The 26,516-nt window shown below is 73.0% G+C and carries 26 protein-coding genes; 9 read left to right on the top strand and 17 right to left on the bottom strand.

The window, feature by feature from the left end:
* Positions 1-7: 7 nt before the first annotated feature.
* Positions 8-949 carry an AEC family transporter gene (locus ACZ7JA_RS02350; protein ID WP_389303840.1) on the bottom strand — a complete coding sequence of 314 codons (942 nt, stop codon included), beginning with the start codon at positions 947-949 and terminating at the stop codon, positions 8-10.
* A 76-nt stretch (positions 950-1,025) separates the two neighbouring features.
* Between ACZ7JA_RS02350 and ACZ7JA_RS02345 the strand changes: the two genes are divergently transcribed.
* Positions 1,026-1,412, top strand: a complete 387-nt coding sequence (locus tag ACZ7JA_RS02345; protein ID WP_351670061.1) for an STAS domain-containing protein — start codon at positions 1,026-1,028, stop codon at positions 1,410-1,412.
* Here ACZ7JA_RS02345 and ACZ7JA_RS02340 read toward each other — a convergent pair.
* Both ACZ7JA_RS02340 and ACZ7JA_RS02335 read right to left on the bottom strand, forming a co-directional pair.
* Complete coding sequence (locus ACZ7JA_RS02340) at positions 1,296-2,309, bottom strand: sigma-70 family RNA polymerase sigma factor (RefSeq protein ID WP_470806877.1); 1,014 nt, start codon at positions 2,307-2,309, stop codon at positions 1,296-1,298. The genes ACZ7JA_RS02345 and ACZ7JA_RS02340 overlap by 117 nt on opposite strands.
* Before the next feature lie 169 nt (positions 2,310-2,478).
* Entirely contained in the window at positions 2,479-3,768 is a 1,290-nt protein-coding gene (locus ACZ7JA_RS02335) for an MFS transporter (RefSeq protein ID WP_351670055.1), read from the bottom strand.
* A gap of 119 nt (positions 3,769-3,887) precedes the next feature.
* Here ACZ7JA_RS02335 and ACZ7JA_RS02330 point away from each other — a divergent pair, with 119 nt between their 5' ends.
* Entirely contained in the window at positions 3,888-4,781 is an 894-nt protein-coding gene (locus ACZ7JA_RS02330) for a LysR family transcriptional regulator (protein WP_351670330.1), read from the top strand.
* A 228-nt stretch (positions 4,782-5,009) separates the two neighbouring features.
* Here the strand turns inward: ACZ7JA_RS02330 and ACZ7JA_RS02325 are convergent, their stop codons facing one another.
* Positions 5,010-5,771 carry an alpha/beta hydrolase gene (locus tag ACZ7JA_RS02325; RefSeq protein ID WP_351671431.1) on the bottom strand — a complete coding sequence of 254 codons (762 nt, stop codon included), beginning with the start codon at positions 5,769-5,771 and terminating at the stop codon, positions 5,010-5,012.
* Between the two features lie 131 nt (positions 5,772-5,902).
* On the opposite strand from ACZ7JA_RS02325, the gene ACZ7JA_RS02320 reads away from it, so the two are divergent.
* Positions 5,903-7,078: an adenosine deaminase gene (locus ACZ7JA_RS02320; RefSeq protein WP_470806876.1), complete on the top strand. Its 1,176-nt coding sequence runs from the start codon at positions 5,903-5,905 to the stop codon at positions 7,076-7,078.
* A 151-nt stretch (positions 7,079-7,229) separates the two neighbouring features.
* Positions 7,230-7,562 carry an ATP-binding protein gene (locus ACZ7JA_RS02315; protein ID WP_351671437.1) on the top strand — a complete coding sequence of 111 codons (333 nt, stop codon included), beginning with the start codon at positions 7,230-7,232 and terminating at the stop codon, positions 7,560-7,562.
* A gap of 91 nt (positions 7,563-7,653) precedes the next feature.
* Here the strand turns inward: ACZ7JA_RS02315 and ACZ7JA_RS02310 are convergent, their stop codons facing one another.
* From ACZ7JA_RS02310 to afsQ1, 5 genes are all read right to left on the bottom strand, one after another.
* Complete coding sequence (locus ACZ7JA_RS02310; protein ID WP_351671440.1) at positions 7,654-7,857, bottom strand: PspC domain-containing protein; 204 nt, start codon at positions 7,855-7,857, stop codon at positions 7,654-7,656.
* A gap of 92 nt (positions 7,858-7,949) precedes the next feature.
* Complete coding sequence (locus ACZ7JA_RS02305; protein WP_351671443.1) at positions 7,950-8,510, bottom strand: VanZ family protein; 561 nt, start codon at positions 8,508-8,510, stop codon at positions 7,950-7,952.
* A 92-nt stretch (positions 8,511-8,602) separates the two neighbouring features.
* Positions 8,603-9,241, bottom strand: coding sequence for a hypothetical protein (locus ACZ7JA_RS02300; RefSeq protein WP_351671446.1), 639 nt, complete (start codon positions 9,239-9,241; stop codon positions 8,603-8,605).
* A complete protein-coding gene (locus tag ACZ7JA_RS02295; protein WP_351671448.1) occupies positions 9,238-10,824 on the bottom strand; it encodes a HAMP domain-containing sensor histidine kinase in 1,587 nt (528 codons plus the stop codon). The genes ACZ7JA_RS02300 and ACZ7JA_RS02295 overlap by 4 nt, the downstream gene beginning before the upstream one ends.
* Positions 10,821-11,498, bottom strand: coding sequence for a two-component system response regulator AfsQ1 (gene afsQ1 / locus ACZ7JA_RS02290; RefSeq protein WP_190012869.1), 678 nt, complete (start codon positions 11,496-11,498; stop codon positions 10,821-10,823). The genes ACZ7JA_RS02295 and afsQ1 overlap by 4 nt, the downstream gene beginning before the upstream one ends.
* 273 nt (positions 11,499-11,771) lie before the next feature.
* On the opposite strand from afsQ1, the gene ACZ7JA_RS02285 reads away from it, so the two are divergent.
* Positions 11,772-12,545 (top strand): SigE family RNA polymerase sigma factor, encoded by a 774-nt coding sequence (locus ACZ7JA_RS02285; RefSeq protein WP_351671451.1) that lies wholly within the window; start codon positions 11,772-11,774, stop codon positions 12,543-12,545.
* 157 nt (positions 12,546-12,702) lie between these two features.
* On the opposite strand, the gene ACZ7JA_RS02280 is transcribed toward ACZ7JA_RS02285, so the two are convergent.
* Complete coding sequence (locus ACZ7JA_RS02280) at positions 12,703-13,299, bottom strand: uridine kinase family protein (protein WP_389304119.1); 597 nt, start codon at positions 13,297-13,299, stop codon at positions 12,703-12,705.
* 160 nt (positions 13,300-13,459) lie between these two features.
* On the opposite strand from ACZ7JA_RS02280, the gene ACZ7JA_RS02275 reads away from it, so the two are divergent.
* Entirely contained in the window at positions 13,460-13,852 is a 393-nt protein-coding gene (locus ACZ7JA_RS02275; protein WP_351671457.1) for a hypothetical protein, read from the top strand.
* A gap of 96 nt (positions 13,853-13,948) precedes the next feature.
* On the opposite strand, the gene ACZ7JA_RS02270 is transcribed toward ACZ7JA_RS02275, so the two are convergent.
* From ACZ7JA_RS02270 to deoC, 3 genes are read right to left on the bottom strand one after another with little or no spacing between them, the layout of a single operon-like run.
* Positions 13,949-14,839, bottom strand: coding sequence for an aldehyde dehydrogenase family protein (locus ACZ7JA_RS02270; RefSeq protein ID WP_470806874.1), 891 nt, complete (start codon positions 14,837-14,839; stop codon positions 13,949-13,951).
* Positions 14,832-16,268: an aldehyde dehydrogenase family protein gene (locus ACZ7JA_RS02265; protein ID WP_351671463.1), complete on the bottom strand. Its 1,437-nt coding sequence runs from the start codon at positions 16,266-16,268 to the stop codon at positions 14,832-14,834. The genes ACZ7JA_RS02270 and ACZ7JA_RS02265 overlap by 8 nt, the downstream gene beginning before the upstream one ends.
* A 5-nt stretch (positions 16,269-16,273) precedes the next feature.
* Positions 16,274-17,233, bottom strand: a complete 960-nt coding sequence (gene deoC / locus ACZ7JA_RS02260; protein ID WP_351671466.1) for a deoxyribose-phosphate aldolase — start codon at positions 17,231-17,233, stop codon at positions 16,274-16,276.
* A 137-nt stretch (positions 17,234-17,370) separates the two neighbouring features.
* Between deoC and ACZ7JA_RS02255 the strand changes: the two genes are divergently transcribed.
* Positions 17,371-18,045 carry a PH domain-containing protein gene (locus tag ACZ7JA_RS02255; protein ID WP_470806872.1) on the top strand — a complete coding sequence of 225 codons (675 nt, stop codon included), beginning with the start codon at positions 17,371-17,373 and terminating at the stop codon, positions 18,043-18,045.
* Between the two features lie 80 nt (positions 18,046-18,125).
* Here ACZ7JA_RS02255 and ACZ7JA_RS02250 read toward each other — a convergent pair whose 3' ends face one another.
* The 3 genes from ACZ7JA_RS02250 to ACZ7JA_RS02240 form a co-directional block, all read right to left on the bottom strand.
* The gene (locus ACZ7JA_RS02250) at positions 18,126-19,772 is read right to left on the bottom strand and encodes a phospho-sugar mutase (RefSeq protein WP_389446073.1); all 1,647 of its coding nucleotides are present in this window, start codon (positions 19,770-19,772) and stop codon (positions 18,126-18,128) included.
* A 97-nt stretch (positions 19,773-19,869) separates the two neighbouring features.
* The gene (locus ACZ7JA_RS02245; RefSeq protein WP_351671478.1) at positions 19,870-20,694 is read right to left on the bottom strand and encodes a purine-nucleoside phosphorylase; all 825 of its coding nucleotides are present in this window, start codon (positions 20,692-20,694) and stop codon (positions 19,870-19,872) included.
* Positions 20,695-20,840: 146 nt separating this feature from the next.
* A complete protein-coding gene (locus ACZ7JA_RS02240) occupies positions 20,841-21,278 on the bottom strand; it encodes a gamma-glutamylcyclotransferase family protein (RefSeq protein WP_351671481.1) in 438 nt (145 codons plus the stop codon).
* 95 nt (positions 21,279-21,373) lie between these two features.
* Here ACZ7JA_RS02240 and ACZ7JA_RS02235 point away from each other — a divergent pair, with 95 nt between their 5' ends.
* Together ACZ7JA_RS02235 and ACZ7JA_RS02230 are read left to right on the top strand one after the other, a co-directional pair.
* Positions 21,374-22,822 (top strand): NAD(P)H-quinone dehydrogenase, encoded by a 1,449-nt coding sequence (locus tag ACZ7JA_RS02235; RefSeq protein WP_351671484.1) that lies wholly within the window; start codon positions 21,374-21,376, stop codon positions 22,820-22,822.
* A gap of 167 nt (positions 22,823-22,989) precedes the next feature.
* Positions 22,990-23,937, top strand: coding sequence for a DeoR/GlpR family DNA-binding transcription regulator (locus ACZ7JA_RS02230; RefSeq protein WP_351671487.1), 948 nt, complete (start codon positions 22,990-22,992; stop codon positions 23,935-23,937).
* Between the two features lie 632 nt (positions 23,938-24,569).
* Here ACZ7JA_RS02230 and ACZ7JA_RS02225 read toward each other — a convergent pair.
* Positions 24,570-26,342: an acetyl/propionyl/methylcrotonyl-CoA carboxylase subunit alpha gene (locus ACZ7JA_RS02225; RefSeq protein ID WP_351671490.1), complete on the bottom strand. Its 1,773-nt coding sequence runs from the start codon at positions 26,340-26,342 to the stop codon at positions 24,570-24,572.
* Positions 26,343-26,516 lie beyond the last annotated feature (174 nt).

Raw genomic sequence — 26,516 nt, 5'->3', positions numbered from 1 at the left:
CACGCCCTCAGCCCAGCACCGTCGCCACCCCCACCAGCACCGGCACCGAGACCACCGTCGACAGCAGCACCGACTCGCGGGCCAGGGTCTCGGCGACCCGGTAGCGGCTGGCGTAGGTGAACAGGTTCTGGGCGGCCGGCAGGGCCGAGGTGACGACCACGTCCAGCAGGGGCGCGCCGTGCAGGCCGAAGACCCCGCGGGCCAGGGCCCAGGCCACCAGCGGCTGGCCCAGTGACTTCAGCGCCACCGACAGCAGGACCGGATGGCGGTCGAGTCCCCGGCCGGGAGCCGCGCTGCCGCGCAGGGACATGCCGAAGACCAGCAGGGCCGCCGGGACCGACATGTCGCCGATCATGCCGAGCGGCTCCATGACCGGGCCCGGGACCCGCCAGCCGGCCGCCGACACCGCCACACCGGAGAGCGACCCCACCGCGATCGGATTGCGCAGCGGCGTCAGCAGCCGCTGCCACACCGGGGCCTTCCCGCCGTTACGGCCGGTCCCGTCGTCCGTGCCGGTCAGATCCAGGACGGTCAGGGCGACGGGCGTGACGATGACGACCTGGAACAGCAGGACCGGGGCCACCAGGGACGCGTCGCCCAGCACGTAGGCGGCGATCGGGATGCCGAGGTTGCCCGAGTTGACGTACCCCGCGCACAGGGCGCCGATCGTCGTCCGGCCCACGCCCCAGTGCCGCAGCGCGCCCACCGCCACGAAGGCCGCCGACACCGCGGCCGTGCTCAGGGCCGTCACCAGCAGGCGGCTGGAGAACAGCACGGAGAGGTCGGCCCGGGCCAGCGTGTGGAACAGCAGGGCCGGTCCGGCCACCGAGAAGGCGAGCCGGGTCAGCACCTCACGGCCCGGCTCACCGAGGGTGCCGCGCCACCCGAGCACATAGCCCACCCCGATGACGACCGCGATCACCGCGAACCCGCTCAGCACCCCCGTCACGGCCCCAACCCTCCGCCGGAGCACCGCAGCGGGTCAATGTGATCTCCGTCCGGGCGTGCCCGGCGGGCGGTCCGCGATGAGTTGTGCCGCGGCCGCCGGTCTACCGCACGTGGATGCCGACACACCCGCCGTACTCGTACTGCCCGGATCCGTCACCCGTGCCGAGGTGGCCGGGCTCTGCGCCGATGTGCGGACACTGCTGGACGGCGGCGGAGCCGCGGTCGTGGTGTGCGACGTGGCCGGACTCGGACCGCCGGGGCTGCGGACCGTGGACCTGCTGGCCCGGCTGGAGCTCGCCGCCCGCCGGGCCGGCGGGCGGATACGCCTGCGCGGCCCCGACCCCGCGCTACGCGCCCTCCTCGACCTGGTCGGACTCCGCTTCCAGGTGGAGGGGCAGGCCGAAGAGCGGGAACCAGCGCGCGGTGTCGAGGAAGCAGTGGAAACCGGTGATCCGGCCGCCTGACACCTCCAGCACCTGCACCGCCCAGGGGGTGAAGCCGCCCTTCTCCTCGTCCGGCTTGTAGTGCGCGAACCCCGGCAGGCCGTTCGCCCGCACCGGCAGCAGCCGGGAGCCCGCGCAGGACGCGCCCAGGGTGGTCATGAAGCCGGTGATGTCCTGCGGGCCGCGCAGCCACAGGTCGAACGGCGGCATCGTCATGACGGCGTCCTCGTGCAGCAGCGCGGTGAGCGCCGTCATGTCGTACCCCTCGAAGGCCTTCACATAGCGTTCGAGCAGTCTCTGCTGCTCCTCGTCCAGCGGGTCGGACACCGCCCCCGCCGCGGCCTCAGTGTCCCGCTCGGCGAGCGTGGCCCGGGCCCGCTGCAGGGCGCTGTTGACGGAGGCGACCGTGGTGCCCAGCAGCTCGGCGACCTCGCTCGCCCGCCAGGCCAGCACCTCGCGCAGGATCAGCACCGCCCGCTGCTTGGGCGGAAGCTGCTGCAGGGCCGCCATGAACGCCAGCCGCACCGACTCCTTGGCGATGGCGGCCTCCGCCGGGTCCTCCACCGCAGGCAGCACGCGCGCGTCCGGCATCGGCTCCAGCCAGGTGCTGTCCGGACGGGGGGAGAGCGCCGCCCGGGCGAGCGGCGTCGAGTCGGTCAGGTCCATCGGCCGGGCCCGCTTGTTGCCCGCCGTCAGCATGTCCAGGCACACGTTCGTCGCGATCCGGTACAGCCACGAGCGCAGGGACGAGCGGCCCTCGAACTTGTCGTAGCTCCGCCAGGCCCGCACCAGCGTGTCCTGCACCGCGTCCTCGGCCTCGAAGGAGGAGCCGAGCATGCGGTAGCAGTACCCGGTCAGCTCGGTCCGGTGCTTCTCCAGTGCCGTGTCGAGGTCCGTCGTCGCCGTTCCGCTGCCCATCGTGTCCACCCCTGTGGCCGTCCCCGTGCGCACCTTCGCGCCCCAGCACTCCGGAAGCTACCGCAGCCCACTGACAATGGCGCCCGGAGCGCGGAAAAGCCCGGCCCGGTTTTTCACACAACCGGGCGGGCACCGCGGCCGGTGCCCGCCCAGTCGTACGCGCGTCGTCTCAGTGTGCCGGGACCGGCTCCCGCCGGGCCGCCACCCGGGCCGCGCGGGACCCGAGGACGGTGATGGCCACGACGCCGAGGACCGCGAGGACGCCGACGCCGACCGTGCCCGCCCAGCCGCCGGCGTGGAACGCCGTCGCGCCCACCGTGCTGCCGGCGCTGGAGCCGATGTAGTACGCGGACTGGTACAGCGCCGAGGCCTGGGCGCGGCCGTGCTGGGCCGTCCGGCTGACCGCCGAGGAGGCGACCGCGTGGCCCGCGAAGAAGCCCGCCGTGATGAGCACCAGACCCAGCAGGACCAGCGGCAGGGAGGGCACCAGCGACAGCAGCAGACCGGCCGCCGTCGTACCGCCCGCCAGGTACAGCGCGCCCCGGCGGCCGAGCCGGCCCACCAGGCGCCCGGCCGTCGACGCCGACACCGTGCCGACCAGGTACACCAGGAAGATCGAGCCGACGATGCCCTGCGGCAGGGAGAACGGCGCCTCCGTCAGCCGGTAGCCGATCACCGTGTACACGCCGCCGAAGACCGTCATGAACAACGCGCCGATCGCGTACAGCCGGCGCAGCAGCGGGTCGGCGAGGTGGCCGCGCACCGTGTCCAGCAGCACCCGGGGGCGCAGCGAGCCCGCCGAGAAGTGCCGCGGGGCGGGCAGCAGCAGCCGGAACGCCACCGCGCAGGCCACCGCGACCGCGCCGATCACTCCGACGGCGACCCGCCAGCCCCACTCCTGCGCGACCCAGCCGGTGATCACCCGGCCGCTCATCCCGCCGACGCTGTTGCCCGCGACGAACAGCCCGATCGCCGTGACCAGGGCCTTCGGCCGGACCTCCTCGGCCAGGTACGCCGTCGCCGAGGCCGGCAGACCGGCCAGCGCCGCGCCCTGCACCGCCCGCAGCACCACCAGCGTGCCGATCGACGGCGCGAAGGGCACCAGCAGGCCCACGCCCACCGCGACCGCCAGCGAGGCCGTCATCACCGTACGGCGGCCGAAGCGTTCGGAGAGGGCGCTCATCGGCAGCACGAACAGCGCCAGTCCGCCGGTCGCGGCCGCCACCGTCCAGCTCGCCTCGCTCGCCGCCACCCCGAACTCGCCGGAGATGAGCGGCAGCAGGGCCTGGGTGGAGTACAGCAGGGCGAAGGTCGCGACCCCGGCGAGGAAGAGGGCGAAGCTCATCCGGCGGTAGCCGGGGCCGCCCGGCGCCATCCGGGAGTCGGGGGCGGAGTCGGAGGAGGGGGCGGGCGTGACGGCGTCCACGGTGGCGGACGCCCCGGTACTGGCGGGAGACATGCTTCGACGCTATGCACCGCCCACTGATCCGTCCAATGCATGGAATCGCCATAATCGTTCCCGTGAAGCATGAGCAGAGGTCACAGGGTCAGCCGTCATCGTTCAGTGACATGGAAGACATGGCGCTGTTGCTCGCGCCGCGCCTCGCGTACTTCGCCGGGGTCGCCCGCACCGAGCACGTCACCCGGGCCGCGCAGGAGATGAACGTGCCTCAGTCCACGCTCTCCCGGGCCATGGTCCGGCTGGAGCAGGACCTCGGTGTCGGCCTGTTCGCCCGCCACGGCCGCACGGTTGCCCTCACCACCGCGGGCCGCACCTTCCTCGCCTCCGTGGAGCGCGCCCTCGCCGAGGTCGAGCGTGCCGCCGAGGAGGTCCGCGCCGACGCCGACCCGGCCACCGGCAAGGTCGCCTTCGGCTTCCTGCACACCATGGGCGCCGAGACCGTGCCCGGTCTGCTGCACGCCTTCCGCGCCGACCATCCGCGCGTCCGCTTCAGCCTCTTCCAGAACTACGGGGAGGCGATGCTGGAGCGGCTGCGCGCGGGCGGACTGGACCTCTGCCTGACCTCCCCGGTGCCGGACGCCCCCGACCTGGTCGCCCGCCGCCTGGACGAGCAGAAGCTGCGCCTGGTCGTACCGGCCGACCACCGCCTGGCCGGCCGGCGCCGCATCCGGCTGGCCGAGGCGGCCGAGGAGACCTTCGTCACCCTGGAGCCGGGCTACGGCCTGCGCCGCATCACCGACGACCTGTGCCGCGAGGCCGGCTTCAAGCCCCGCATCGCCTTCGAGGGCGAGGAGGCGGAGACCCTGCGGGGCCTGGTGGCGGCCGGCCTCGGGGTCGCCCTGCTGCCGCCCCCGACGGTGCCCCGCCCGGGAGTGGTGGAACTGACGGTCACGGCGCCGCGGGCGGTCCGCGAGATCGGCGTCGCCTGGCTGGCCGACCGCCCGGACACCCCACCGGTCGCGGCCTTCAAGAAGTTCCTGCTCTCCAGAAGGGGGAGCCTGCTGCCCTAGGCCGTGTCCGCGAAGTCGCGTCTGCGTCGCGACGCCCGGCACGCACTCTCGCTGCACCGGCCGAAAGCCCGAGTACACCCAGTACGAGGGCATCCGGCCGGCACCCCGAGAGCACGCACCGGACGCCGCGACGCCCGCCCTGCGGGCGAACGACGCGACTTCGCGGACACGACCTAGGGCGTGTCCGGGGATCTGCGGGGCGTCCGGTGACCTCCGGGGCCTCCGGCTTCACCGCCGCAGCGACTTGCCGAACCCCGCCGCCAGGGGCATGCGCAGTCCGATCGGCGGCGGTGCGGCCAGTGCGTCCTCCACCGGGCGGGACACCGGGTGGCCGAACAGCGCGCCCATGACGAAGTCCACGGCGAGGGAGCGCACTTCGTCGCGGTACTGGTGCAACGTGTGGCCGTCGGTGTGCACCTCGAACCGGCACACGTCCCGGTTGGCCTTCTTCGCCCGCTCCGCCAGGCGGAACGACAGCTCCGGGTCGGTGCGTTCGTCGTTCGTGCCGTGCACGATCAGCACCCGGCGCCCCACGAGCTGCTTCACCGGCTCCGCGGGCGCGGCCACGTCCTCCTCGGGCAGCCAGGGAGCGAGCGCGACGACGGAGTTCACCGCCTCGTGGCCGCCCGCCCGCAGCGCGGCCCGGCCGCCCATGTCCAGGCCCACCAGACACACCGGCACGTCCCCGTACCGGCGCACGACCTCGTCGGCGGCCCACTCGGCGTCCGCCGCCAGATGCGCCTCGGCGCCGTTCCAGCCGCGGTACCGGTAGTGCACGGCGTGCACGGCCAGCCCCTCCTCCCGGCCCGCCCGGGCGAACCGGCGGCCCAGGGAGCGGACGAAGGCCGTCGCCCATACGGGGGACGGCCTGCGGTCGGAGATCTCCTCCCCGCCGGGGAGCAGCAGCACCGCTCCGCTCACCGCCGTCGGCTCCGGCCCGACCGCCTTTCCCAGTCCGGCCGTTCGGACCGGCGTCGCTTGCTGTCCCATGACAGAACAGTGTCAGAAGCGGTGGTGTACGAAACCCGTCCGGGCGGTCACCGTTGCGTATCGGCGGAAAACCTGCTGTGTCTCCTCGCGTACCGGGGGCGCTCTACGCGCGTAGGAGTTAGAGTGCGGAAATGACGAGCCAGACTGCACCGACTGGGACCGTCCCGGCCCACGTTCCGACGCCGGACCAGATCCGACGGGCGCCCAAGGTTCTGCTGCACGACCATCTCGACGGCGGGCTGCGCCCCGGCACCGTCGTCGAACTCGCCCAGGAGACCGGGTACTCCCAACTGCCCGAGACCGACCCCGACAAGCTGGGCCTCTGGTTCCGCGAGGCCGCCGACTCCGGTTCGCTGGAGCGGTACCTGGAGACCTTCTCGCACACCGTCGGCGTGATGCAGACCCGGGACGCGCTGGTCCGGGTCGCCCGGGAGTGCGCGGAGGACCTGGCCGAGGACGGGGTCGTCTACGCCGAGGTGCGCTACGCGCCCGAGCAGCACCTCGCGGCCGGGCTGAGCCTCGAAGAGGTCGTCGAGGCGGTCAACGAGGGCTTCCGGCAGGGGGAGCGGCTGGCCAGGGAGGATGGCCACCGCATCCGGGTCGGCGCCCTGCTGACCGCCATGCGGCACGCCGCCCGTGCCCTGGAGATCGCCGAACTCGCCAACCGCTACCGCGACATGGGCGTCGTCGGCTTCGACATCGCGGGCGCGGAGGCCGGCTACCCGCCCACCCGGCACCTCGACGCCTTCGAGTACCTGAAGCGGGAGAACAACCACTTCACCATCCACGCCGGCGAGGCCTTCGGACTGCCCTCCATCTGGCAGGCGCTGCAGTGGTGCGGCGCCGACCGGCTCGGGCACGGGGTGCGGATCATCGACGACATCGAGGTCCTGGCGGACGGCTCGGTGCGGCTCGGCCGGCTGGCCTCCTACGTCCGTGACAAGCGCATCCCGCTGGAACTGTGCCCCAGCTCCAACCTGCAGACCGGGGCCGCGTCCTCCTACGCCGAGCACCCGATCGGGCTGCTGCGGCGGCTGCACTTCAGGGCGACGGTGAACACGGACAACCGGCTGATGTCGCACACCAGCATGAGCCGGGAATTCGAGCACCTCGTCGAGGCGTTCGGCTACACGCTCGACGACCTCCAGTGGTTCTCCGTCAATGCGATGAAATCAGCGTTCATTCCTTTCGATGAACGACTGGCGATGATCAATGACGTGATCAAGCCCGGATATGCAGAGCTGAAGTCCGAATGGCTGTTCCAGCAGACCGCCTCCACCAGTGCTTCTTCCGGTTCGGAAGGCTGACGGCGGGCAAATCGGCCGCCGAAATGCGAACGGCTCTTCACAAGCCGTACGCATTTCGGTGTTTGCGGCGGGCTGCGCGTGCTGTCTACGGTCGTGGGACCGCTCAGATCATTTGCGATCACCCGTCTCCGTATTCAAGGACGCACTTAACATGAAGCAGTCTGCTGCCAAGACCCTCGGTGTCGCCGCCCTCGGCGCCGCTTTCGCGGCCGTCGGTGCGGGCGCCGCCGAGGCGGCCCCGGCCGCTCCGGTCGCCCCGCAGGCCCTGGACTCCGTCGCCACCGCGCTGCCGGCCCAGAACGTCGGCCAGGCGCTCGCCCAGGAGCAGGGCGCTCTCGGCGCCGGGGGCACCACCGCGCAGCCGGTCGTCGGGAACGTCGTCGCCGGCGGGCCGACCGCGCCGCTCGCCGGGCTGCTCGGCGGACTGCCGCTCCAGAGCATGCCCACGCAGGGCGTCGCGGTGAACGGCCTGCCGCTCGGCTGACACCCGCCGTACGACGGCGTCGGCGCGCCCCTGAACCTTCCCGGGGCGCGCCGACGGCGTTCGCGTGCGCGGGCGGTCCCGCACAGGGGGCTCACCAGGCGGCGGTGCGGGCCTTGTCCTCGGCCGGGAGCAGGATCCACAGCGCGATGTAGAGCAGGAACTGCGGGCCGGGCAGCAGGCAGGACACCAGGAAGACGACCCGCATCGTCGTCGCCGAGGTGCCGAAGCGCCGGGCCAGCGCGGCGCACACTCCGCCGATCACGCGGCCGTGGGTGGGGCGGGCGAGGCTGGACATCTGCGGCTCCTTCATGGACGTCGGACGAGGCGATCCGGTCGGCTGCCTCAACGATGTCAACGGTACGGAGACGAAGGGGGCGAAGCGTCGCTCTACGGGGCGATCCCGACCCTGGGAATCGTCGGGGTACGACCCTGAGCCACGTCCTCCTGGACGGTGACCTGCCCACTCGCGCCGGTCGCCCGCCCGGCCCGGCGGCGCAGCAGGGCCCGGCCGGCCGGGACCACGGCCAGGTGGGCCAGGGCCACGCCCACGGTGTTCAGCAGCAGCGAGTCGACGTCCACGACCCGGCCGGGCACGCCGGTCTGCAGCAGGGCGATGCCGGTCGAGACCAGGGCGCCCGCGGCGGTCGTACGGACCAGGGAGGCGAGCGGCGACACGGCGAGCCTGCCGTGGGCCGCGGGCAGCAGCACACCCAGCGGGGCGAGCAGGGCCAGGCCCTCGGCGAGGCGTCCGGCCGCCCGCGTCCCGCCCAGCGCTAGATCCGCCCGGATGCCGGCCAGCGGACGCAGATTGGCGGGCATCACCCAGGGCACGTCCAGCGGCCGCAGCATCAGCCAGGCGACGAGCCCGAGATGGGCGGCGAGGAGGACACCCCCCGCCACACGGATTCGGATCGCGGCGCTGCCGCCGATGGAGCCTTGACGCTGCACGCCCCCCAAGACGCACCCCTGTGCACAATCGGTTCCGCAGCGGTCACGCGGACGTGCCTGAGGCGTCCGCACACCCGGGGGCCGCCCGCGTCTCAGCCCGCGGTGACCTCGCTTGACGGCGGGTCCGCGCTGCCCGGGCGGGTGCGGACGGTGTCGGTGCACTCGTAGCGGCGCAGCGGGGCCGGGGCCGGGCCGCCCAGGATCACCGAGCCGTCGCCCTCCGTCGCCGCCGAGTCGGACAGCGTGCACACGATCTGGGCGAGGGCGAAGGAGGTGAGCCGGGCCGGGGTGGCGCTCAGCCTGAGCGTGTCCTCCGGGTCCTTGCGCCCGTTCCCGGCGACGCCCAGGCCGCCCGGCACGTACGTGGTGTAGCCCGCCGCCTTCTCCGCGGCCGAGGGCGACGCGGCGAGCTGGTCCAGCAGGCCCTGGGCCACGATGACCCGGCGCTTCGCGTCCGGGGTGCCCTCGGGCACGCGCACGGTGCGGTCGACGGCGACCAGAGAGGACCCGCAGAGCAGGAACACCTGCACCGGAACGCCGTGCGCGGACTGGGTCGTCGCGTCGGGCGCGGACAGCGAGCACGGCACCCGGGAGGGCGCCGCGCCGAAGTCCGTCGGCACCTCGGTGGGCCGGATCCCGCACCCGGCGAGCACCGTGGTCAGGAGGGAGGCCGCGAGCAGACGCCGTACGGTCCGGGCCGTCGACGCGGTCCGTGCGGTCCGTGCGGTCATGATCCCTCCTTCCCGGTGCTGTTCCCGGCCTTGTCGTCCTCGGTGCTGTCGTCGTCCTCCGCCGTCAGGCGGGAGGCGTCCCGTGGCAGCCGCAGTGTGAACACCGCGCCGCCCTCCGGCGAGTTGGCGGCGGTGATGCCGCCGCCGTGGATGTGGGCGTTCTCCATGGCGATGGACAGGCCCAGGCCGCTGCCCTCGGAGCGCGGCCGGGAGGCGCTGGCCTTGTAGAAGCGGTCGAAGACGTGCGGCAGGACGTCCTCGGGGATGCCCGGCCCGTGGTCGCGCACCGCGATGACGAGGTCGTCGCCGTCGATCCGCACCGACACCCGGACCGGCGAGCCGCCGTGCTTGAGGGCGTTGCCGATCAGGTTGGCCAGTATGACGTCCAGGCGGCGCGGGTCCAGCCGGGCGTGGCGTCCGCGCTCGGCGTCCAGCTCGACCGCGTCCAGCCAGGCGCGGGCGTCGATGCAGGCGGTGATCTGGTCGGCGATGTCCACGTCGTCCAGGACCAGCCGGGCGGTGCCCGCGTCGAAGCGGGTCACCTCCATCAGGTTCTCGACCAGGTCGTTCAGCCGCCGGGTCTCGCTGACCACCAGCCGCACCGCGGGCTCGATCATCGGGTCGATGCTCCCGGCGTCCGCGTCCAGCTCCTCCTCCAGCACCTCCGTCACGGCGGTGATGGCGGTCAGCGGGGTCCGCAGCTCATGGCTCATGTCCGCCACGAAGCGGCGCGAGGCCTCGTCCCGGGCGGCCATGTCGGCGACCCGTTTCTCCAGCGCTTCGGCCGCGTTGTTGAAGGTCCGCGACAGGTCGGCCAGTTCGTCGGTGCCGGACACGCTGAGCCGGGTGTCCAGCCGGCCCTCGCCGAGCCGCCGGGCGGCCACCCCGAGCCGGTGCACCGGCTTGAGCACGGTCGTGGCGGCGGCCTGCGCGAGCAGCGCGGAGCCGATCAGGGCCAGGCCGGTCGCGATCCCCAGCGACCAGGCCAGCGAGTTCAGGTCCTTGGCCTCCGGCTCCAGCGACTTGGCCAGGTAGCCCGTCGGCCCGCCGCCGGCCAGCCGTGCCCCGGCCACCAGGTACGGCGTGCCGTGGTCGTCGACCCGCTGCCAGTACAGGTGGTACGGCGCCTTGTTGCCGTCGGCCACCTTCTGCCGCTTGTTCACCGCCTTGCGCAGTGACGCCGGCACGTCCTCCAGCGAGAAGCCGTTGATCCCGCCCGAGGTGCCGTACACCGTCTTGCCGCGCGCGTCCTCGGCGACCAGCAGCACGCTGAAGCGCTGGCTGCTGTTGGCCATCTGGCCCGCCGCGCGCTGCAGTTCGTCCTGCGTGGGGCGCGCGGGCAGCGCGCCCGCCCGGTTCTGCATCTCCTGCTGGAAGTCGCGCAGCACCGCGTCCTGCGCGCGCGTCAGCACGGCCTCCCGGTTCAGCCAGTACGCGATGCCCGAAGCCGACACCGCGGCGGTGAGCGCGACCAGCGCGAAGACCACGACCAGCCGCAGCCTGAGGCTGGTGAACCGCAGCCGCGACACACTTCCCCTGCGCCCCGCGGCCCAGCCGCGCGGCCCCCCTTGCGTGTCGGTCACTGAGGAGTGTCCAGGCGGTAGCCGACACCACGGACGGTGCGGATCAGGGTCGGGGAGGACGGCACGTCCTCCACCTTGGCGCGCAGCCGCTGCACACACGCGTCCACCAGACGCGAGTCGCCCAGGTAGTCGTGCTCCCAGACCAGCCGCAGCAACTGCTGCCGGGAGAGCGCCTGGCCGGGCCGCCGGCTCAGCTCCAGCAGCAGCCGCAGCTCGGTCGGCGTGAGCTGCAGGTCCTCGCCGTTCTTGGTCACGGTCATCGCGGAGCGGTCGATGACGAGGCTGCCGAAGGTCGCCGAGTCGCTCGACTCGCGCTCCCCGCGCCGCAGCACGGCCCGGATCCGGGCGTCCAGCACCCGGCCCTGGACGGGCTTCACCACGTAGTCGTCGGCGCCGGACTCCAGTCCGACCACCACGTCGATGTCATCGCTGCGGGCGGTCAGCAGGATGATCGGAAGCTGGTCGGTGCGCCGGATGCGCCGGCACACCTCGAACCCGTCGATGCCGGGCAGCATCACGTCCAGCACGATCAGATCCGGCCGCTGCTCGCGCAGCAGCTTCAGACCGTCCTCACCGCTGGCAGCGGTCGCCACCCGGTGTCCCTGGCGCGTCAGGGAGAGCTCCAGGGCCGTGCGGATGGCGTCGTCGTCCTCGATCAGCAACAGGGAAGGCACGGGCTCATTCTGGCCCATGGACGGGGTGCGGATCGACCGGTGGGACGGAGATCGCGGTGCGCGGTGCCCCGCGGACCGTTCCGGCGTGCCCGGCGGGACCGTACCGCTCCCTCCCGCGCGGCCCCGCTGACACGCCCCGGCCAGACCCCTGTGACAGGTCTGTGACAGTCGGCGGACACGGCCATGAAGGTCACTCGGCAAGCTACTCGGCACAGGCAAGGAAGCAGGACCGAGCAGGCCGGGGCACCGGAAGTCCACGACGGGGAGCGCGAGATGAACACGCTGCACAGCATCAGCACCAGCGCAGTGGTCACGCGTCTGCACGACGTGCACCGGGGTTCCGAGAAGGCCGGTGCCGACGGGGGCCCCTCCCGCGCGAGCGGATTCGAGCGTGGGGGAGGACGGGGGTGCGCTCGCGGCACCGGGCGTCAGCACACCGGTTACATGACGGTGGTCGACGCCCGCACGGGGGAGACGCACGGGGGACCGGCGTACGGGGAGGAACCGGGGGAGCGTCGCTCGCTGACCGAGGCGGAGTTCACCGCCTACGTCCAGGAGCGCCGCGCCTCCCTGTACGCCACCGCCTACCACCTGACCGGCGACCGCTTCGAGGCCGAGGACCTGCTGCAGAGCGCGCTGTTCTCGACGTACCGGGCGTGGGAGCGGATCAGCGACAAGGCGGCGGTCGGCGGCTACCTGCGCCGCACGATGACCAACCTGCACATCAGCGCCTGGCGGCGCCGCAAGCTCAACGAGTACCCGACCGAGGAACTGCCGGAGACGCCCGGCGACACGGACGCGATGCGCGGCACCGAACTGCGCGCGGTCCTGTGGCAGGCGCTGGCCCGGCTACCCGAACTCCAGCGCACCATGCTGGTCCTGCGCTACTACGAGGGCCGCACGGACCCGGAGATCGCGGAGATCCTCGGCATCAGCGTCGGCACGGTGAAGTCCAGCATCTGGCGCTCCCTGCGCCGGCTGCGCGAGGACGAGGTCCTCAGCTTCGGCCGTGACGAGGAGAACGCCTTCGGCGAGCTGGTCGCCTGAGGTCAGGGGGGAGCAACGGGGGAACGGGGGACCACTGGGGGGTGGAACCCACGGGGGAGCACGGGGGAGCGAAAAGGAGCGGGACTGGCGGGCCTCGGCCCGTCCAGTCCCGCCTCGCGTTGTGCGCGCCGCGCGTCCCCGGCTACGCCGGCGTCCGTTACGCCACCGTCCGCTGCGGCGCCGGCCGGCCGGCCGCCGCCATCCGGTCCAGCGCCTCGTCCCGGTCGCAGGGGTGGGCGCCCAGGGAGACCTGCCGGGCCACGATCGACCGCTCGGTGCGCATCAGCCGCCAGCCCCGCCGCAGCAGGAACGGCACCGACTTGCGGCTCTCCCTGAGGTCCCGCAGGAAGCGCCGGCGGAAGGTGGTGACCGAACCCCGGCTCAGGCACAGCGCGTCTGCCAGCACGCCCTGCTCCCGGCAGCGCCGCACGATCTCGGCGGCGAAGATGCCCTCCGCGATGAACAGCGGCGCGGACCCGATGCTCAGCGTCTGCTCGCCGGTACGGGCGCTCAGCGAGATGTCGTACACCGGCACCGGCGTCGCTCCCGTGGCGCACAGCCGGGCGATGGCCTCGACCGCGGCGTCCGCGTCCCACGACCTGGGGTGGTCCCAGTCGACGTCCGAACTCCCGTCCACCAGCGGCAGGGTCGGGTCGCCCGCCTCCTTGTAGAAGTCGTCGAGGCGCAGCACGGGGAGCCCGGAACGGGCGGCGACGAGGGACTTGCCCGAACCCGAGGGGCCGCAGAGCAGCACGACGCGGGCGGGGGACGGCGGATGAAGGCTCACAGAACACCAGTTTGACGCATGGCGGCGCTCCTGCCGACCCCGCGGGTCGGCTTTGGAGCGCGCGTCACATCTCAACTACCCTACGTGCTGATCTGTTTACCCTGCGCACCAGAAGGCGGCATCGGCGATGGCCCGACACACTTCCTCCCAGCACCCCACCGTGCAGCGCGCCCTGATCGCCCTCGCGGCCGCCGGAGCGGCGCTGGGAGCGGGCGCGGCGTCCGCGCACGCGGACGGCGGGGCCCGGACCGCCGACGCGCCCGCCGCGCTCGGGGACCTCGACCCGGCCGCGGGTCTGACGTCCCTCACCGGCACGGTCGGCTACGCCACCGGCCCCGTCTCCGGCCTCAAGCCCAACCCGCTCGCGGGCACCGGCGTCGACCCGCTGGACAACGGCGTCGGCACCCAGATCGCCGACTTCAAGCCGGTCAGCTCCCGCGACCTGACCCATCCGGTCGCCGAGGCGGACTCGTTCGGCAGCCTGCCGGTGGTGGGGCAGGTCATGAACCCGCAAGCCTGACCGGCGCCGGCCGGCCCGAGCCCCGGTCACGACGAAGAGCCGCGCCACCCCCGGACGGAGGGGTGACGCGGCTCGCTCGTGCGGGCGCGGGACGGCTCAGTACGCCGAGCCGGACGCGCCCAGGGAGCCCGTCGGGTGCCAGACCGTCTTGGTCTCCAGGAACGCCGTCATACGGTCGGTGCCCGGCGTCGCGAAGTAATCCACAGCCTGTGGACGCAGGACGCGCTTCAGGTTGTCCGCCGCCGCGATCTCCAGCTCCTTCGCCAGCGCCTCGTCGGCGCCCGCGAGGTCGATCGCGTTGACGTCCTGGTGCGCGGCGAGCGGCGCGGCGATCTCCGCCGTACGGCCCGACAGGATGTTGACGACACCGCCGGGGACGTCGGAGGTGGCCAGCACCTCGCCCAGGGACAGGGCGGGCAGCGGGGCCTTCTCGGAGGCGATCACGACCGCCGTGTTGCCGGTGGCGATCACCGGGGCCACGACCGAGACCAGCCCGAGGAACGACGACTCCTGCGGGGCCAGGACGGCGACCACGCCGGTCGGCTCCGGGGAGGAGAGGTTGAAGAACGGGCCCGCGACCGGGTTGGCGCCGCCCACCACCTGGGCGATCTTGTCGGTCCAGCCGGCGTACCAGACCCAGCGGTCGATCGCGGCGTCCACGACCGCGGCCGCCTTGGACTTCGACAGGCCCTCGGCGTCCGCGACCTCCCGGACGAACTGCTCCCGGCGGCCCTCCAGCATCTCCGCGACGCGGTAGAGGACCTGGCCGCGGTTGTAGGCGGTCGCGGCGGCCCAGCCGCCGAACGCCTTGCGCGCGGCGACCACCGCGTCACGGGCGTCCTTGCGGGAGGACTGCGGAGCGTTGGCCGACCAGTTGCCCTTCGAGTCCGTCACCTCGTACACCCGGCCGCTCTCGGAACGCGGGAACTTCCCGCCGACGTACAGCTTGTAGGTCTTGAAGACGCTCAGACGGTTCTGCTCAGACATCGAGGTACGCCTCCAGGCCGTGGCGGCCGCCCTCGCGGCCGAAGCCCGACTCCTTGAAGCCGCCGAACGGCGAGGTCGGGTCGAACTTGTTGAACGTGTTGGACCAGACGACACCGGCGCGCAGCTTGCCCGCCACGGCCAGGATCCGGGAGCCCTTCTCGGTCCAGATGCCCGCCGACAGGCCGTACGCGGTGTTGTTGGCCTTGGCGACGGCCTCGTCGGGCGTGCGGAAGGTGAGCACCGACAGCACCGGGCCGAAGATCTCGTCGCGGGCGATGGTGTGCGCCTGGGTGACGTTCGTGAAGAGCGTCGGTGCGAACCAGTAGCCGGAGCCGGGCAGTTCGCAGGCCGGGGACCAGCGCTCGGCGCCCTCCGCCTCGCCCTGCTCGGCGAGCGCGGTGATCCGGGCGAGCTGCTCGGCGGAGTTGATCGCGCCGATGTCGGTGTTCTTGTCGAGCGGGTCGCCGAGCCGCAGGGTGGACAGCCGGCGCTTGAGGGAGTCGAGCAGCTCGTCGTGGATCGACTCCTGGACCAGCAGCCGGGAGCCCGCGCAGCAGACCTGGCCCTGGTTGAAGAAGATGCCGTTCACGATGCCCTCGACGGCCTGGTCGATCGGCGCGTCGTCGAAGACGATGTTGGCGCCCTTGCCGCCCAGTTCCAGGGTGAGCTTCTTGCGGGTGCCGGCGACGGTCCGGGCGATCTCCTTGCCGACGTTCGTCGACCCGGTGAACGCGACCTTGTTCACGTCCGGGTGCGCGACCAGCGCGGCGCCCGTGTCGCCGTAGCCCGGGAGGATGTTGACGACGCCCTTGGGCAGGCCCGCCTGGCGGCAGATGTCCGCGAAGAACAGGGCCGACAGCGGGGTGGTCTCGGCCGGCTTCAGCACGACCGTGTTGCCGGTCGCCAGCGCCGGGGCGATCTTCCACGCCAGCATCAGCAGCGGGAAGTTCCACGGGATCACCTGGCCGGCGACGCCGAGGGGCTTCGGGTCCGTGCCGAACCCGGCGTGGCCAAGCTTGTCGGCCCAGCCCGCGTAGTAGAAGAAGTGGGCCGCGACCAGCGGGAGGTCCGCGTCCCGGGTCTCCTTGATCGGCTTGCCGTTGTCCAGCGTCTCCAGGACCGCGAGCTCGCGGCTGCGCTCCTGGATGATGCGCGCGATGCGGAACAGGTACTTGGCGCGCTCGGAGCCGGGCAGCGCCGACCACTTCTCGAAGGCCTTGCGGGCGGCCTTCACGGCGCGGTCGACGTCCTCGGCGCCGGCCTGCGCGACCTCGGAGAGCACCTCCTCCGTCGACGGCGAGACCGTCTTGAAGACCTTGCCGGCGGCGGCCTCGGTGAACTCGCCGTCGATGAACAGGCCGTAGGAGGGGGCGATGTCGACGACCGCGCGGGACTCGGGCGCCGGTGCGTACTCGAATGCGGATGCCATGGTGATCAGTCCACCGTCACGTAGTCGGGGCCGGAGTAGCGGCCGGTGGCCAGCTTCTGACGCTGCATCAGCAGGTCGTTCAGGAGCGAGGAGGCGCCGAAGCGGAACCAGTGGTTGTCCAGCCAGTCCTCGCCCGCGGTCTCGTTGACCAGGACCAGGAACTTGATGGCGTCCTTGGTGGTGCGGATGCCGCCGGCCGGCTTCACGCCGACCTGGACCCCGGTCTGGGCGCGGAAGTCGCGGACGGCCTCCAGCATGAGCAGGGTGTTGGCGGGCGTGGCGTTCACCGCCACCTTGCCGGTCGACGTCTTGATGAAGTCGGCGCCCGCCATCATGCCCAGCCAGCTCGCCCGGCGGATGTTGTCGTACGTCGACAGCTCGCCGGTCTCGAAGATGACCTTGAGCCGGGCGCTCGTGCCGCAGGCCTCCTTCACGGCGACGATCTCGTCGTGCACCTTGAGGTAGTCGCCCGCGAGGAAGGCGCCGCGGTCGATGACCATGTCGATCTCGTCGGCGCCCGCGGCGACGGCGTCCCGGACGTCGGCCAGCTTCACCCCGAGGGCGGCCCGGCCGGCCGGGAAGGCGGTGGCGACCGAGGCGACCTTCACGCCGGAGCCGGCGACGGCCTCCTTGGCGGTGGCCACCATGTCGGGGTAGACGCAGACGGCCGCGGTCGCGGGCGTGGTGCGGTCCGTCGGGTCGGGACGGACCGCCTTGGCGCCGAGCGCCCGGACCTTGCCCGGGGTGTCCGCGCCTTCCAGCGTCGTCAGGTCGACCATCGAGATGGCGAGGTCGATGGCGTACGCCTTCGCGGTGGTCTTGATGGAACGGGTGCCGAGAGACGCGGCGCGCGCCTCCAGGCCGACCGCGTCGACGCCGGGCAGCCCGTGGAGGAAGCGGCGCAGCGTGCTGTCGGACGCGGTGACGTCAGCGAAAGGCTGTGCGGGGGATGCAGTGGTGGGCATGGTCACCAGACGAGCATATCTACGCGCGTAGCGGATGTATAGCCCCGTGACGCTCGCCACCTGCCCGGCGCTCACGGACGAGCGCTCGGGCCGGGGCGCGGGGGAGCGCCTCCCCGGCGTCGGGCAGAATCGGCACCATGACGACCCCGGACCACCAGTCTCCCGAGCCACGGCCCACCGCCAAGGACGTGATCTACCGCTCGCCCATGGCGCTCGTGGCCGGTGTGCTGCTGCTGGTGCTCGCCGGCTGGCTGGGCTTCGACGCGCTGGTCCGCGGGCACGGGCGCACCCCCTGGCTGGCGCTCGCCGCCCTGATCCTCGCCGTTCCGTTGGTGATCGCCTTCACGCTGCGCCCGGCGGTGTTCTCGGGCGAGGACCGGCTCCGGGTCCGCAACCCCTTCCGGTCGGTCACCCTGCCCTGGGGCGAGGTCGCCTCACTGCGCTCCGGCTACACCAACGAGGTCATCGCCAACTCCGGCGACAAGTACCAGCTCTGGGCCATCCCGGTCTCGCTGCGCGCCCGCAAGAAGGCCGCGCGCCGCCAGGCACGCGCGGAGGCGGCGGCCCGGGGCGGCCGCTCGGGCGGGCTGGGCGGGCTCGGCCTCGGCGGCGTGCTCGGCGGCACCGGCGACCAGGACGGCCCGACCCGGGCGGAGTCCGACCAGATCATCGCCGACCTGCGGGCCACCGCAGAGCGCCGGGGCCCGGCCGGCACGGCCCAGGGCGAGGTGACGGTCCGCTGGGCCTACGAGGTGATCGCCCCCGCGGTCGCCGGCGCCGTACTGCTCGCGGTACTGCTGGCGGTGGGCTGAGGCCTGCGGGCGGCCGCCGTCAGGCACCGCCCCGCCGTACCGCGGGCCCACCCCCGTGGGGCGGGTCCGCGGTGCCGCGCTCAGAGGCCCGCCGCCGCCGACAGGTCGCGCTTCAGGGCCTCCAGGAGCTCGGCCGCCCTGGTGCGGGCCGCCGGGAGGGCGGCGTGGCCGGGGGCCGGGACGACGACCTCCAGGTAGCACTTCAGCTTGGGCTCGGTGCCGCTGGGGCGGACGACGACCCGGGCGCCGTCGAGCGTGTAGCGCAGGCCGTCGGTGGGCGGCAGCCGGTCCGTGCCCCGGGTCAGGTCCTCGGCGCGGGTGATGGCCAGGCCCGCCAGCTCGGTCGGGGGCCGCTCGCGCAGCCGGCGCATCGCGTCGGAGATGACGGAGAGGTCCTGGACGCGGACCGAGAGCTGGTCGGTCGCGTGCAGCCCGTGCTCCACGGCCAGGTCGTCGAGCAGGTCGAGCAGGGTGCGGCCCTGCTCCTTGAGCACCGAGGCCAGCTCGGTGATCAGCAGCGCGGCGGTGATGCCGTCCTTGTCCCGCACGCCCTCCGGGTCGACGCAGTAGCCCAGCGCCTCCTCGTAGCCGTAGCGCAGGCCGTCCACGCGGGCGATCCACTTGAAGCCGGTCAGGGTCTCCTCGTACGGCAGTTTCGCGCTCTCGGCGATCCGGCCGAGCAGGGAGGAGGACACGATCGACTCGGCGAAGGTGCCGGTGACGCCGCGCCCGACCAGGTGGGCGGCGAGCAGCGAACCCACCTCGTCGCCGCGCAGCATCCGCCAGTCGGCGCCGTCCTTGACGGCCACGGCGCAGCGGTCGGCGTCCGGGTCGTTGGCGATGACCAGGTCCGGGTCCGTGGCGCGGGCCCGCGCGAACGCCAGGTCCATGGCGCCCGGCTCCTCCGGGTTGGGGAAGGCCACCGTCGGGAAGTCCGGGTCCGGGTCGGCCTGCTCGGCGACCAGCACCGGCTCCGGGAAGCCGGCGCGGGCGAACGCGGCCAGCAGGACGTCCCGGCCGACGCCGTGCATCGCCGTGTAGACCGTGCGGGCGGTGCGCGGGGAGCCGGCGGCCAGGACGGCGTCCGTACGGGCCAGATAGGCGTCCAGGACCGAGTCGTCCAGCGTCTCCCAGCCGGACTCCGGGCGGGGGACGTCGCTCAGCGAGGCGATCGCGTCGATCTCGGCGGCGATCTCCGCGTCGGCGGGCGGGACGATCTGGGAGCCGTCGCCGAGGTACACCTTGTAGCCGTTGTCCCGGGGCGGGTTGTGGCTGGCGGTGACCTCCACGCCCGCGACCGCGCCCAGGTGCCGGATGGCGAACGCCAGGACCGGGGTGGGCAGGGGGCGCGGCAGTACGGCGGCCCGCAGGCCGGCGCCGGTCACCACGGCGGCGGTGTCCCGGGCGAAGTCGGCGGACATGTGGCGGGCGTCGTAGCCGATGACGACCAGCCCGGCGTCCGCGCCGCCGTGGGCGGCCCCGTGCTTCCTCAGGTACGCGGCGAGGCCGGCCGCGGCACGGATGACGACCGCGCGGTTCATGCGCATCGGCCCGGCGCCCAGCTCGCCGCGCAGGCCCGCGGTGCCGAACTGGAGGGTGCCGGAGAACCGGTCCGCCAGCGCCGGCACGTCACCGGCGTCGATCAGCCCGGCCAGCTCCTCACGGGTGCGCGGGTCGGGGTCCTCGGCGAGCCATGCCTTGGCCTTGGCGATGAGTTCGTCGTGCACCTTGGGATCAACCTCTCCTCAGTTCCTGCCGGAGGCCTCGCCCCCGGACCCCCGTACCGCACCGCCCGGCCGGCCGGGCCGGCGGGCGTGCGGTCTCTCAGATCCTGCCCAGTACCTGCGTCAGCAGCTGGCCCATGCGCGCCGCCGAGTCGCGGCCCGCCTGGAGGACCTCCTCGTGGTTCAGCGGCTCGCCGGTCATGCCCGCGGCGAGGTTGGTGACCAGGGAGATGCCCAGCACCTCGGCGCCGGCCTCACGGGCGGCGATCGCCTCGAGCACCGTGGACATGCCGACCAGGTCCGCGCCGATGACGCGGGCCATGCGGATCTCCGCCGGGGTCTCGTAGTGCGGGCCGGGGAACTGCGCGTAGACGCCCTCCTCCAGGCTGGAGTCGATCTCCTTGCACAGGGCGCGCAGGCGCGGGGAGTAGAGGTCGGTGAGGTCGACGAAGTTCGCGCCGACGATCGGCGAGGTCGCCGTCAGGTTGATGTGATCGCTGATCAGCACCGGCTGGCCGGGGCGCATGCCCTCGCGCAGGCCGCCGCAGCCGTTGGTGAGGACCACGGTCTTGCAGCCGGCGGCGACGGCCGTGCGGACGCCGTGCGCGACGGCGGCGACCCCGCGGCCCTCGTAGTAGTGCGTGCGGCCCAGGAACACCAGGGCGCGCTTGTCACCGGAGGAGTACGAGCGGACCTTGCCGCCGTGCCCCTCGACGGCCGGCGGCGGGAAGCCGGGCAGCTCGGTGACCTGGAACTCGGCGTCGGGGGCGCCCAGGGCGTCGACGGCCGGAGCCCAGCCGGAGCCCATCACGAGGGCGACGTCGTGGGTCTCGGCGCCGGTCAGTTCGCGCAGGCGCGCGGCGGCGGCGTCGGCGGCGGCGTAGGGATCGCCCTGGATGTCGTCCGGAAGAAGAGATGCGTTCACACGACGAGCCTAGCCGGTTCTCGCCTACGCGCGTAGATGACGGAGCCGACGGGATGGTGATCGTTGTCTTGTCGTTTCCAACGAGACACGGCACCGTCTCCGGCCGGACGCGGCCGGCGCGGGGGCGCCTGGTGCGGTCTCCGCGTCTAACACGGCCGCTTCCGCAGCTCCATCACGTAGTCGTGCGGCGCTCCCGCCGATTCCGCCGCGTCCGCGATCTCGCCCAGGTAGCGGGCCGAGGGCAGTCCGCCCTCGTAGCCGTTGAGGGCGTACACCCAGGCCGGCTCCTCGCCCTCCAGGGTGTGCACGCGGAGCCGGACGCGGCGGTAGATCCCCAGGCCCACGCCCTCCCACCGGTCGAGGGACTCCTCGTCCATCGGCGCGATGTCGTACAGGCCGACGAAGACCTGGGCCCCGGGCTCCTCGACGATCGTCGCCAGCGCCCCCTCCCAGCCGAGCTGCTCGCCGCCGAAGGTGAGCCGCCAGCCGTTCAGCCAGCCCACGGCGCGCTGCGGGGAGTGCGGGGCGCGGCGGGACATCAGCCGGGCGTCGAGGTTGCCGGCGTACGCGGCATAGAGCGACATGCACGAAGGGTACGGCAGGCGAAACCGCCGCCCCGCACGTGCCGGAGGCGGCGGCCGACGCCCCGGGGCAGTCGCACCTTGAAGCGTGCGGGACAATGGGGTACGTGACTCGGATCGTGATCATCGGTGGCGGACCCGGCGGATATGAAGCGGCCCTGGTGGCCGCCCAGCTCGGCGCGGAGGTGACCGTCGTCGACTGCGACGGTCTGGGCGGAGCGTCGGTGCTGACCGACTGCGTGCCGTCGAAGACCCTTATCGCTACGGCCGAGGTGATGACCACCTTCGACTCCTCCTACGAGGAGCTGGGCATCATCGTCGCCGACGACACCCCGCCGCTGGAGCAGGCGGCCCGGGTGGTCGGCGTGGACCTCGGCAAGGTCAACCGCCGGGTGAAGCGCCTCGCGCTCGCCCAGTCCCACGACATCACCGCGTCCGTGACCCGGGCCGGCGCCCGGGTGATGCGCGGCCGGGGCCGGCTCGACGGCATGCAGTCCCTGGACGGTTCCCGCAAGGTCGTCGTCACCGCCGCCGACGGCACCGAGGAGACCCTCACCGCCGACGCCGTCCTCATCGCCACCGGCGGCCACCCGCGCGAGCTGCCCGACGCCCAGCCCGACGGCGAGCGCATCCTCAACTGGACGCAGGTCTACGACCTCACCGAGCTGCCGGACGAACTGATCGTGGTCGGCTCCGGCGTCACCGGCGCCGAGTTCGCCGGCGCCTACCAGGCGCTGGGGTCCAAGGTCACCCTGGTCTCCTCCCGCGACCGGGTGCTGCCCGGCGAGGACCCGGACGCCGCCGCGGTCCTCGAGGACGTCTTCCGCCGCCGCGGCATGAACGTCATGGCCCGCTCCCGCGCGCAGTCCGCCAAGCGCGTCGGCGACCGGGTCGAGGTGACGCTGGCCGACGGCCGGGTCATCACCGGCTCGCACTGCCTCATGGCCGTGGGCGCCATCCCCAACAGCGCGGGCCTGGGTCTGGAGGAGGCCGGCGTCAGGCTGCGCGACTCCGGGCACATCTGGACCGACAAGGTGTCCCGCACCACCGCTCCGGGCGTCTACGCGGCCGGTGACGTCACGGGCGTCTTCGCCCTCGCGTCGGTCGCGGCGATGCAGGGGCGCATCGCGATGTACCACTTCCTCGGCGACGCGGTGGCCCCGCTGAACCTGAAGACGGTCTCCTCCAACGTCTTCACCGACCCCGAGATCGCCACCGTCGGCTACAGCCAGGCGGACGTGGACGCGGGCAAGATCGACGCCCGGGTGGTGAAGCTGCCGCTGCTGCGCAACCCGCGCGCGAAGATGCAGGGCATCCGGGACGGCTTCGTCAAGATCTTCTGCCGGCCGGGCACGGGCATCGTGGTCGGCGGTGTCGTCGTCGCGCCGCGCGCCTCGGAACTGATCCACCCCATCTCGATCGCCGTCGACAACAATCTGACGGTCGAGCAGATCGCGAAGGCCTTCACGGTGTACCCCTCGCTTTCGGGGTCGATCGCGGAGGTGGCGCGGCAGTTGCACACGCGCAAGGCGGGCATCGAGGCCTGACCGGCGCCGGCCGACTTCCCGCTGGTCACGGGGAGTTGTCGAGCATGCGTGCGGCATAGGCGGGCGGACTAGGTCCTATACCACCTCCCGCCCTGCCGTGCGAACAACTTCTGTTATTCGGCGCAAACTGCTGAAACCAGACGGTCGTTGGGGTTACTGTCAGTTTCGTGTTCGCTGCAGAACGTCGCCAATTGATTCTCGAAATGGTGCGAGCGAACGGAGCCGTATCGCTCCGTGAACTCGCCCGCGTCGTCCAGACCTCCGAAGTGACCGTACGGCGGGACGTGCGCGCACTGGAGGCAGAAGGACTCCTCGACCGCCGGCACGGCGGTGCGGTACTGCCGGGCGGGTTCACGCGGGAGTCCGGCTTTCCGCAGAAGTCCCATCTCGCGACCGCCGAGAAGACGGCCATCGCCGACCTCGCCGCAGGCCTCGTCGAAGAGGGCGAGGCCATCGTGGTCGGGGCGGGCACCACCACGCAGGAGCTGGCCCGCCGGCTCGCGCGGGTGCCCGGGCTGACCGTCGTCACCAACTCCCTGCTGGTGGCCCAGGCGCTGGCCCATGCCAACCGGGTGGAGGTCGTGATGACCGGCGGCACCCTGCGCGGCTCCAACTACGCCCTCGTCGGTTCCGGCGCCGAGCAGTCCCTCCAGGGGCTCAGGGTCTCCAAGGCCTTCCTGTCCGGGAGCGGGCTCACCGCGGAGCGCGGGCTGTCCACGTCCAACATGCTCTCGGCGTCCGTCGACCGGGCGCTGGTGCAGGCCGCCGCGGAGGTCGTGGTCCTCGCCGACCACACCAAGCTGGGCACCGACACGATGTTCCAGACGGTGCCGACGGACCTCGTCACCCGGCTGGTGACCGACGAGCCGCCCGCCCACGACGACCGCGCCGGCACCGAGCTGCAGGCCCTCGCCGACCAGGGCGTGCAGATCACCGTGGCGGGGGCGGGGGGAAACCCGGTGGGTGAACCCATGCCCGCGGCCCGGCAGCAGAGGTCCTCCTCGCTGCCGGGCCCCCGCCGGGGGCAGGTCGCCGGAGGCGCACTGCGAGGCATGCTCGGCGACCAGCCGTCAGGAGCCGAACGGGGCCGCGTCGCCGACCTGCGCAGGCGCTGACACCCGACCCGGGCCGCTGCCGGCCCGGGCGCAGCACAGGGTGCTCTGCGGACGCCGAGCGGAGTCTTCATGGGCCGGTGAGCCCAGCGGGCCTGAGACTTGAGCCCCTTCGTGGGCGGGGACCCTTGTGGACGCGCTGCCGGATGTCTTCGCGGGCGCTGAGGACACCGCGTGCGGAGCCGGGCTGCCGCTTCCGCCGGGGGACTGGGCGGCTTGCGCCGCTCGTGGCGCGACTGACGCGCAGGGACTTCGGCAGCCCGGGCACCGAGCGCGGATGGGCGTACCGACGCCGCAGGACCCGCGGGCGCGGCCGCGGCCCGGAGGATCCGTCGCCGCGTCTCGGCGGTGAGGCCGCCCGACGGGCGCGGCGGGCCCGGGGTGCGGGCCGGTGTCCCGGCCCACGACAGTGGCCGCGTGGTCGAGGGCGGCGGTGGAGTCGCCGGGCCGCGGCCCCCTGTCCGGGTCGGCGCCCGAGTCGGGCCCCGGGCGGTGAACGCGCCGGGGTGGTCGTCTTCGTGACCCGGGCGCGCGGCGGAGCCGGAGGGTGGGGCTGCGGGGGCGGGCCGGAGAAGCCGGACGCCCGGCGGCCCTGATGGGCGGCGCCGGGCGTCGGTGTTTCGGGGTGTCTGGCGTCAGTCCTTGATCTCGCAGATCGCGGCGCCGGACGTGACCGAGGCGCCCACCTCGAAGTTCAGGCCCTTGATGGTGCCGGACCGGTGGGCGTTGAGCGGCTGCTCCATCTTCATGGCCTCCAGGACGACGACCAGGTCGCCCTCCTTGACCTCCTGGCCCTCCTCCACGGCGACCTTCACGATGGTGCCCTGCATCGGGGAGGCGAGGGTGTCGCCGGAGGCCACCGGGCCGGACTTCTTGGCCGCGCGCCGCTTCGGCTTGGCGCCGGCGGCGAGGCCGGTGCGGGCCAGCGACATGCCCAGGGAGGACGGCAGGGAGACCTCGAGGCGCTTGCCGCCGACCTCGACGACGACGGTCTCGCGGCCCGTCTCCTCATCGCCCTCGACGTCGGCCGGAGCCGAGAAGGGCTTGATCTCGTTGACGAACTCCGTCTCGATCCAGCGGGTGTGGACCGTGAACGCGTCGTCCGAGCCGGTCAGCTCGGGGGCGAACGCCGGGTCCCTGACCACCACGCGGTGGAACGGGATGGCCGTGGCCATGCCCTCGACCTGGAACTCGTCCAGCGCCCGGGCGGCCCGCTCCAGGGCCTCCTTGCGGGTGCGGCCGGTGACGACCAGCTTGGCCAGCAGGGAGTCCCAGGCCGGGCCGATCACACTGCCGGCCTCCACGCCCGCGTCCAGCCGGACACCGGGACCGGCCGGCGCCTCGAAGCGGGTGACCGTGCCGGGGGCGGGCAGGAAGTTGCGGCCCGGGTCCTCGCCGTTGATCCGGAACTCGAACGAGTGTCCGCGCAGCGCCGGGTCGTCGTAACCCAGCTCCTCGCCGTCGGCGATGCGGAACATCTCGCGGACCAGGTCGATGCCGGCGACCTCCTCGGTCACCGGGTGCTCCACCTGGAGGCGGGTGTTGACCTCGAGGAAGGAGATCGTGCCGTCCTGGCCGACCAGGAACTCACAGGTGCCGGCGCCCTCGTAACCGGCCTCCTTCAGGATGGCCTTCGAGGCGCGGTACAGCTCGGCGACCTGCTCCTCGGAGAGGAACGGCGCCGGGGCCTCCTCGACCAGCTTCTGGTGCCGGCGCTGCAGCGAGCAGTCACGGGTCGAGACGACGACCACGTTGCCGTGCTTGTCGGCCAGGCACTGGGTCTCCACGTGGCGCGGCCGGTCGAGGTACCGCTCGACGAAGCACTCGCCGCGGCCGAAGGCGGCGACCGCCTCGCGCACCGCGGAGTCGTACAGCTCCGGGACCTCCTCGAGGGTCCTGGCCACCTTCAGACCGCGGCCACCGCCGCCGAAGGCCGCCTTGATGGCGATCGGCAGGCCGTGCTCCTCGGCGAAGGCGACGACCTCGTCCGCGCCGGAGACGGGGTCGGACGTGCCGGCGACCAGCGGGGCGCCGGCGCGCTGGGCGATGTGCCGGGCGGCGACCTTGTCGCCCAGGTCGCGGATCGCCTGCGGCGGCGGGCCGATCCAGATCAGGCCGGCGTCCAGCACGGCCTGCGCGAACTCCGCGTTCTCCGAGAGGAAGCCGTAGCCCGGATGGATGGCGTCGGCCCCGGACTCCCGGGCGGCGTTGAGCACCTTCTGGATGTCCAGATAGCTGGTGGCCGGAGTGTCACCGCCCAGAGCGAACGCCTCATCCGCCGCGCGGACATGCAGAGCGTCCCGGTCCGGGTCGGCGTAGACGGCCACGCTCGCGATCCCGGCGTCCCGGCAGGCCCGGGCCACGCGGACAGCGATTTCGCCACGGTTGGCGATGAGCACCTTGCGCACGATTGAGGCTCCCTCCTTGAAACAAGCCGAGTTTAGGGACTGCCGACACGGCTCATCGACCCGTTCCCAATGGTGAGCTTGCCCACACGGAGCGTGATCCGAGGCCCGCTCGACCCGCGAAAGTCCATGTCGCACCTGGGGTGTGGCAGGACTCCTCCGGGCAACCCTAGCCCC

Source organism: Streptomyces sp. NPDC038135, from assembly GCF_055601245.1.
The sequence above is the reverse complement of the archived record's forward strand: the minus strand, read 5'-3'. Positions and strand labels throughout refer to the sequence as shown.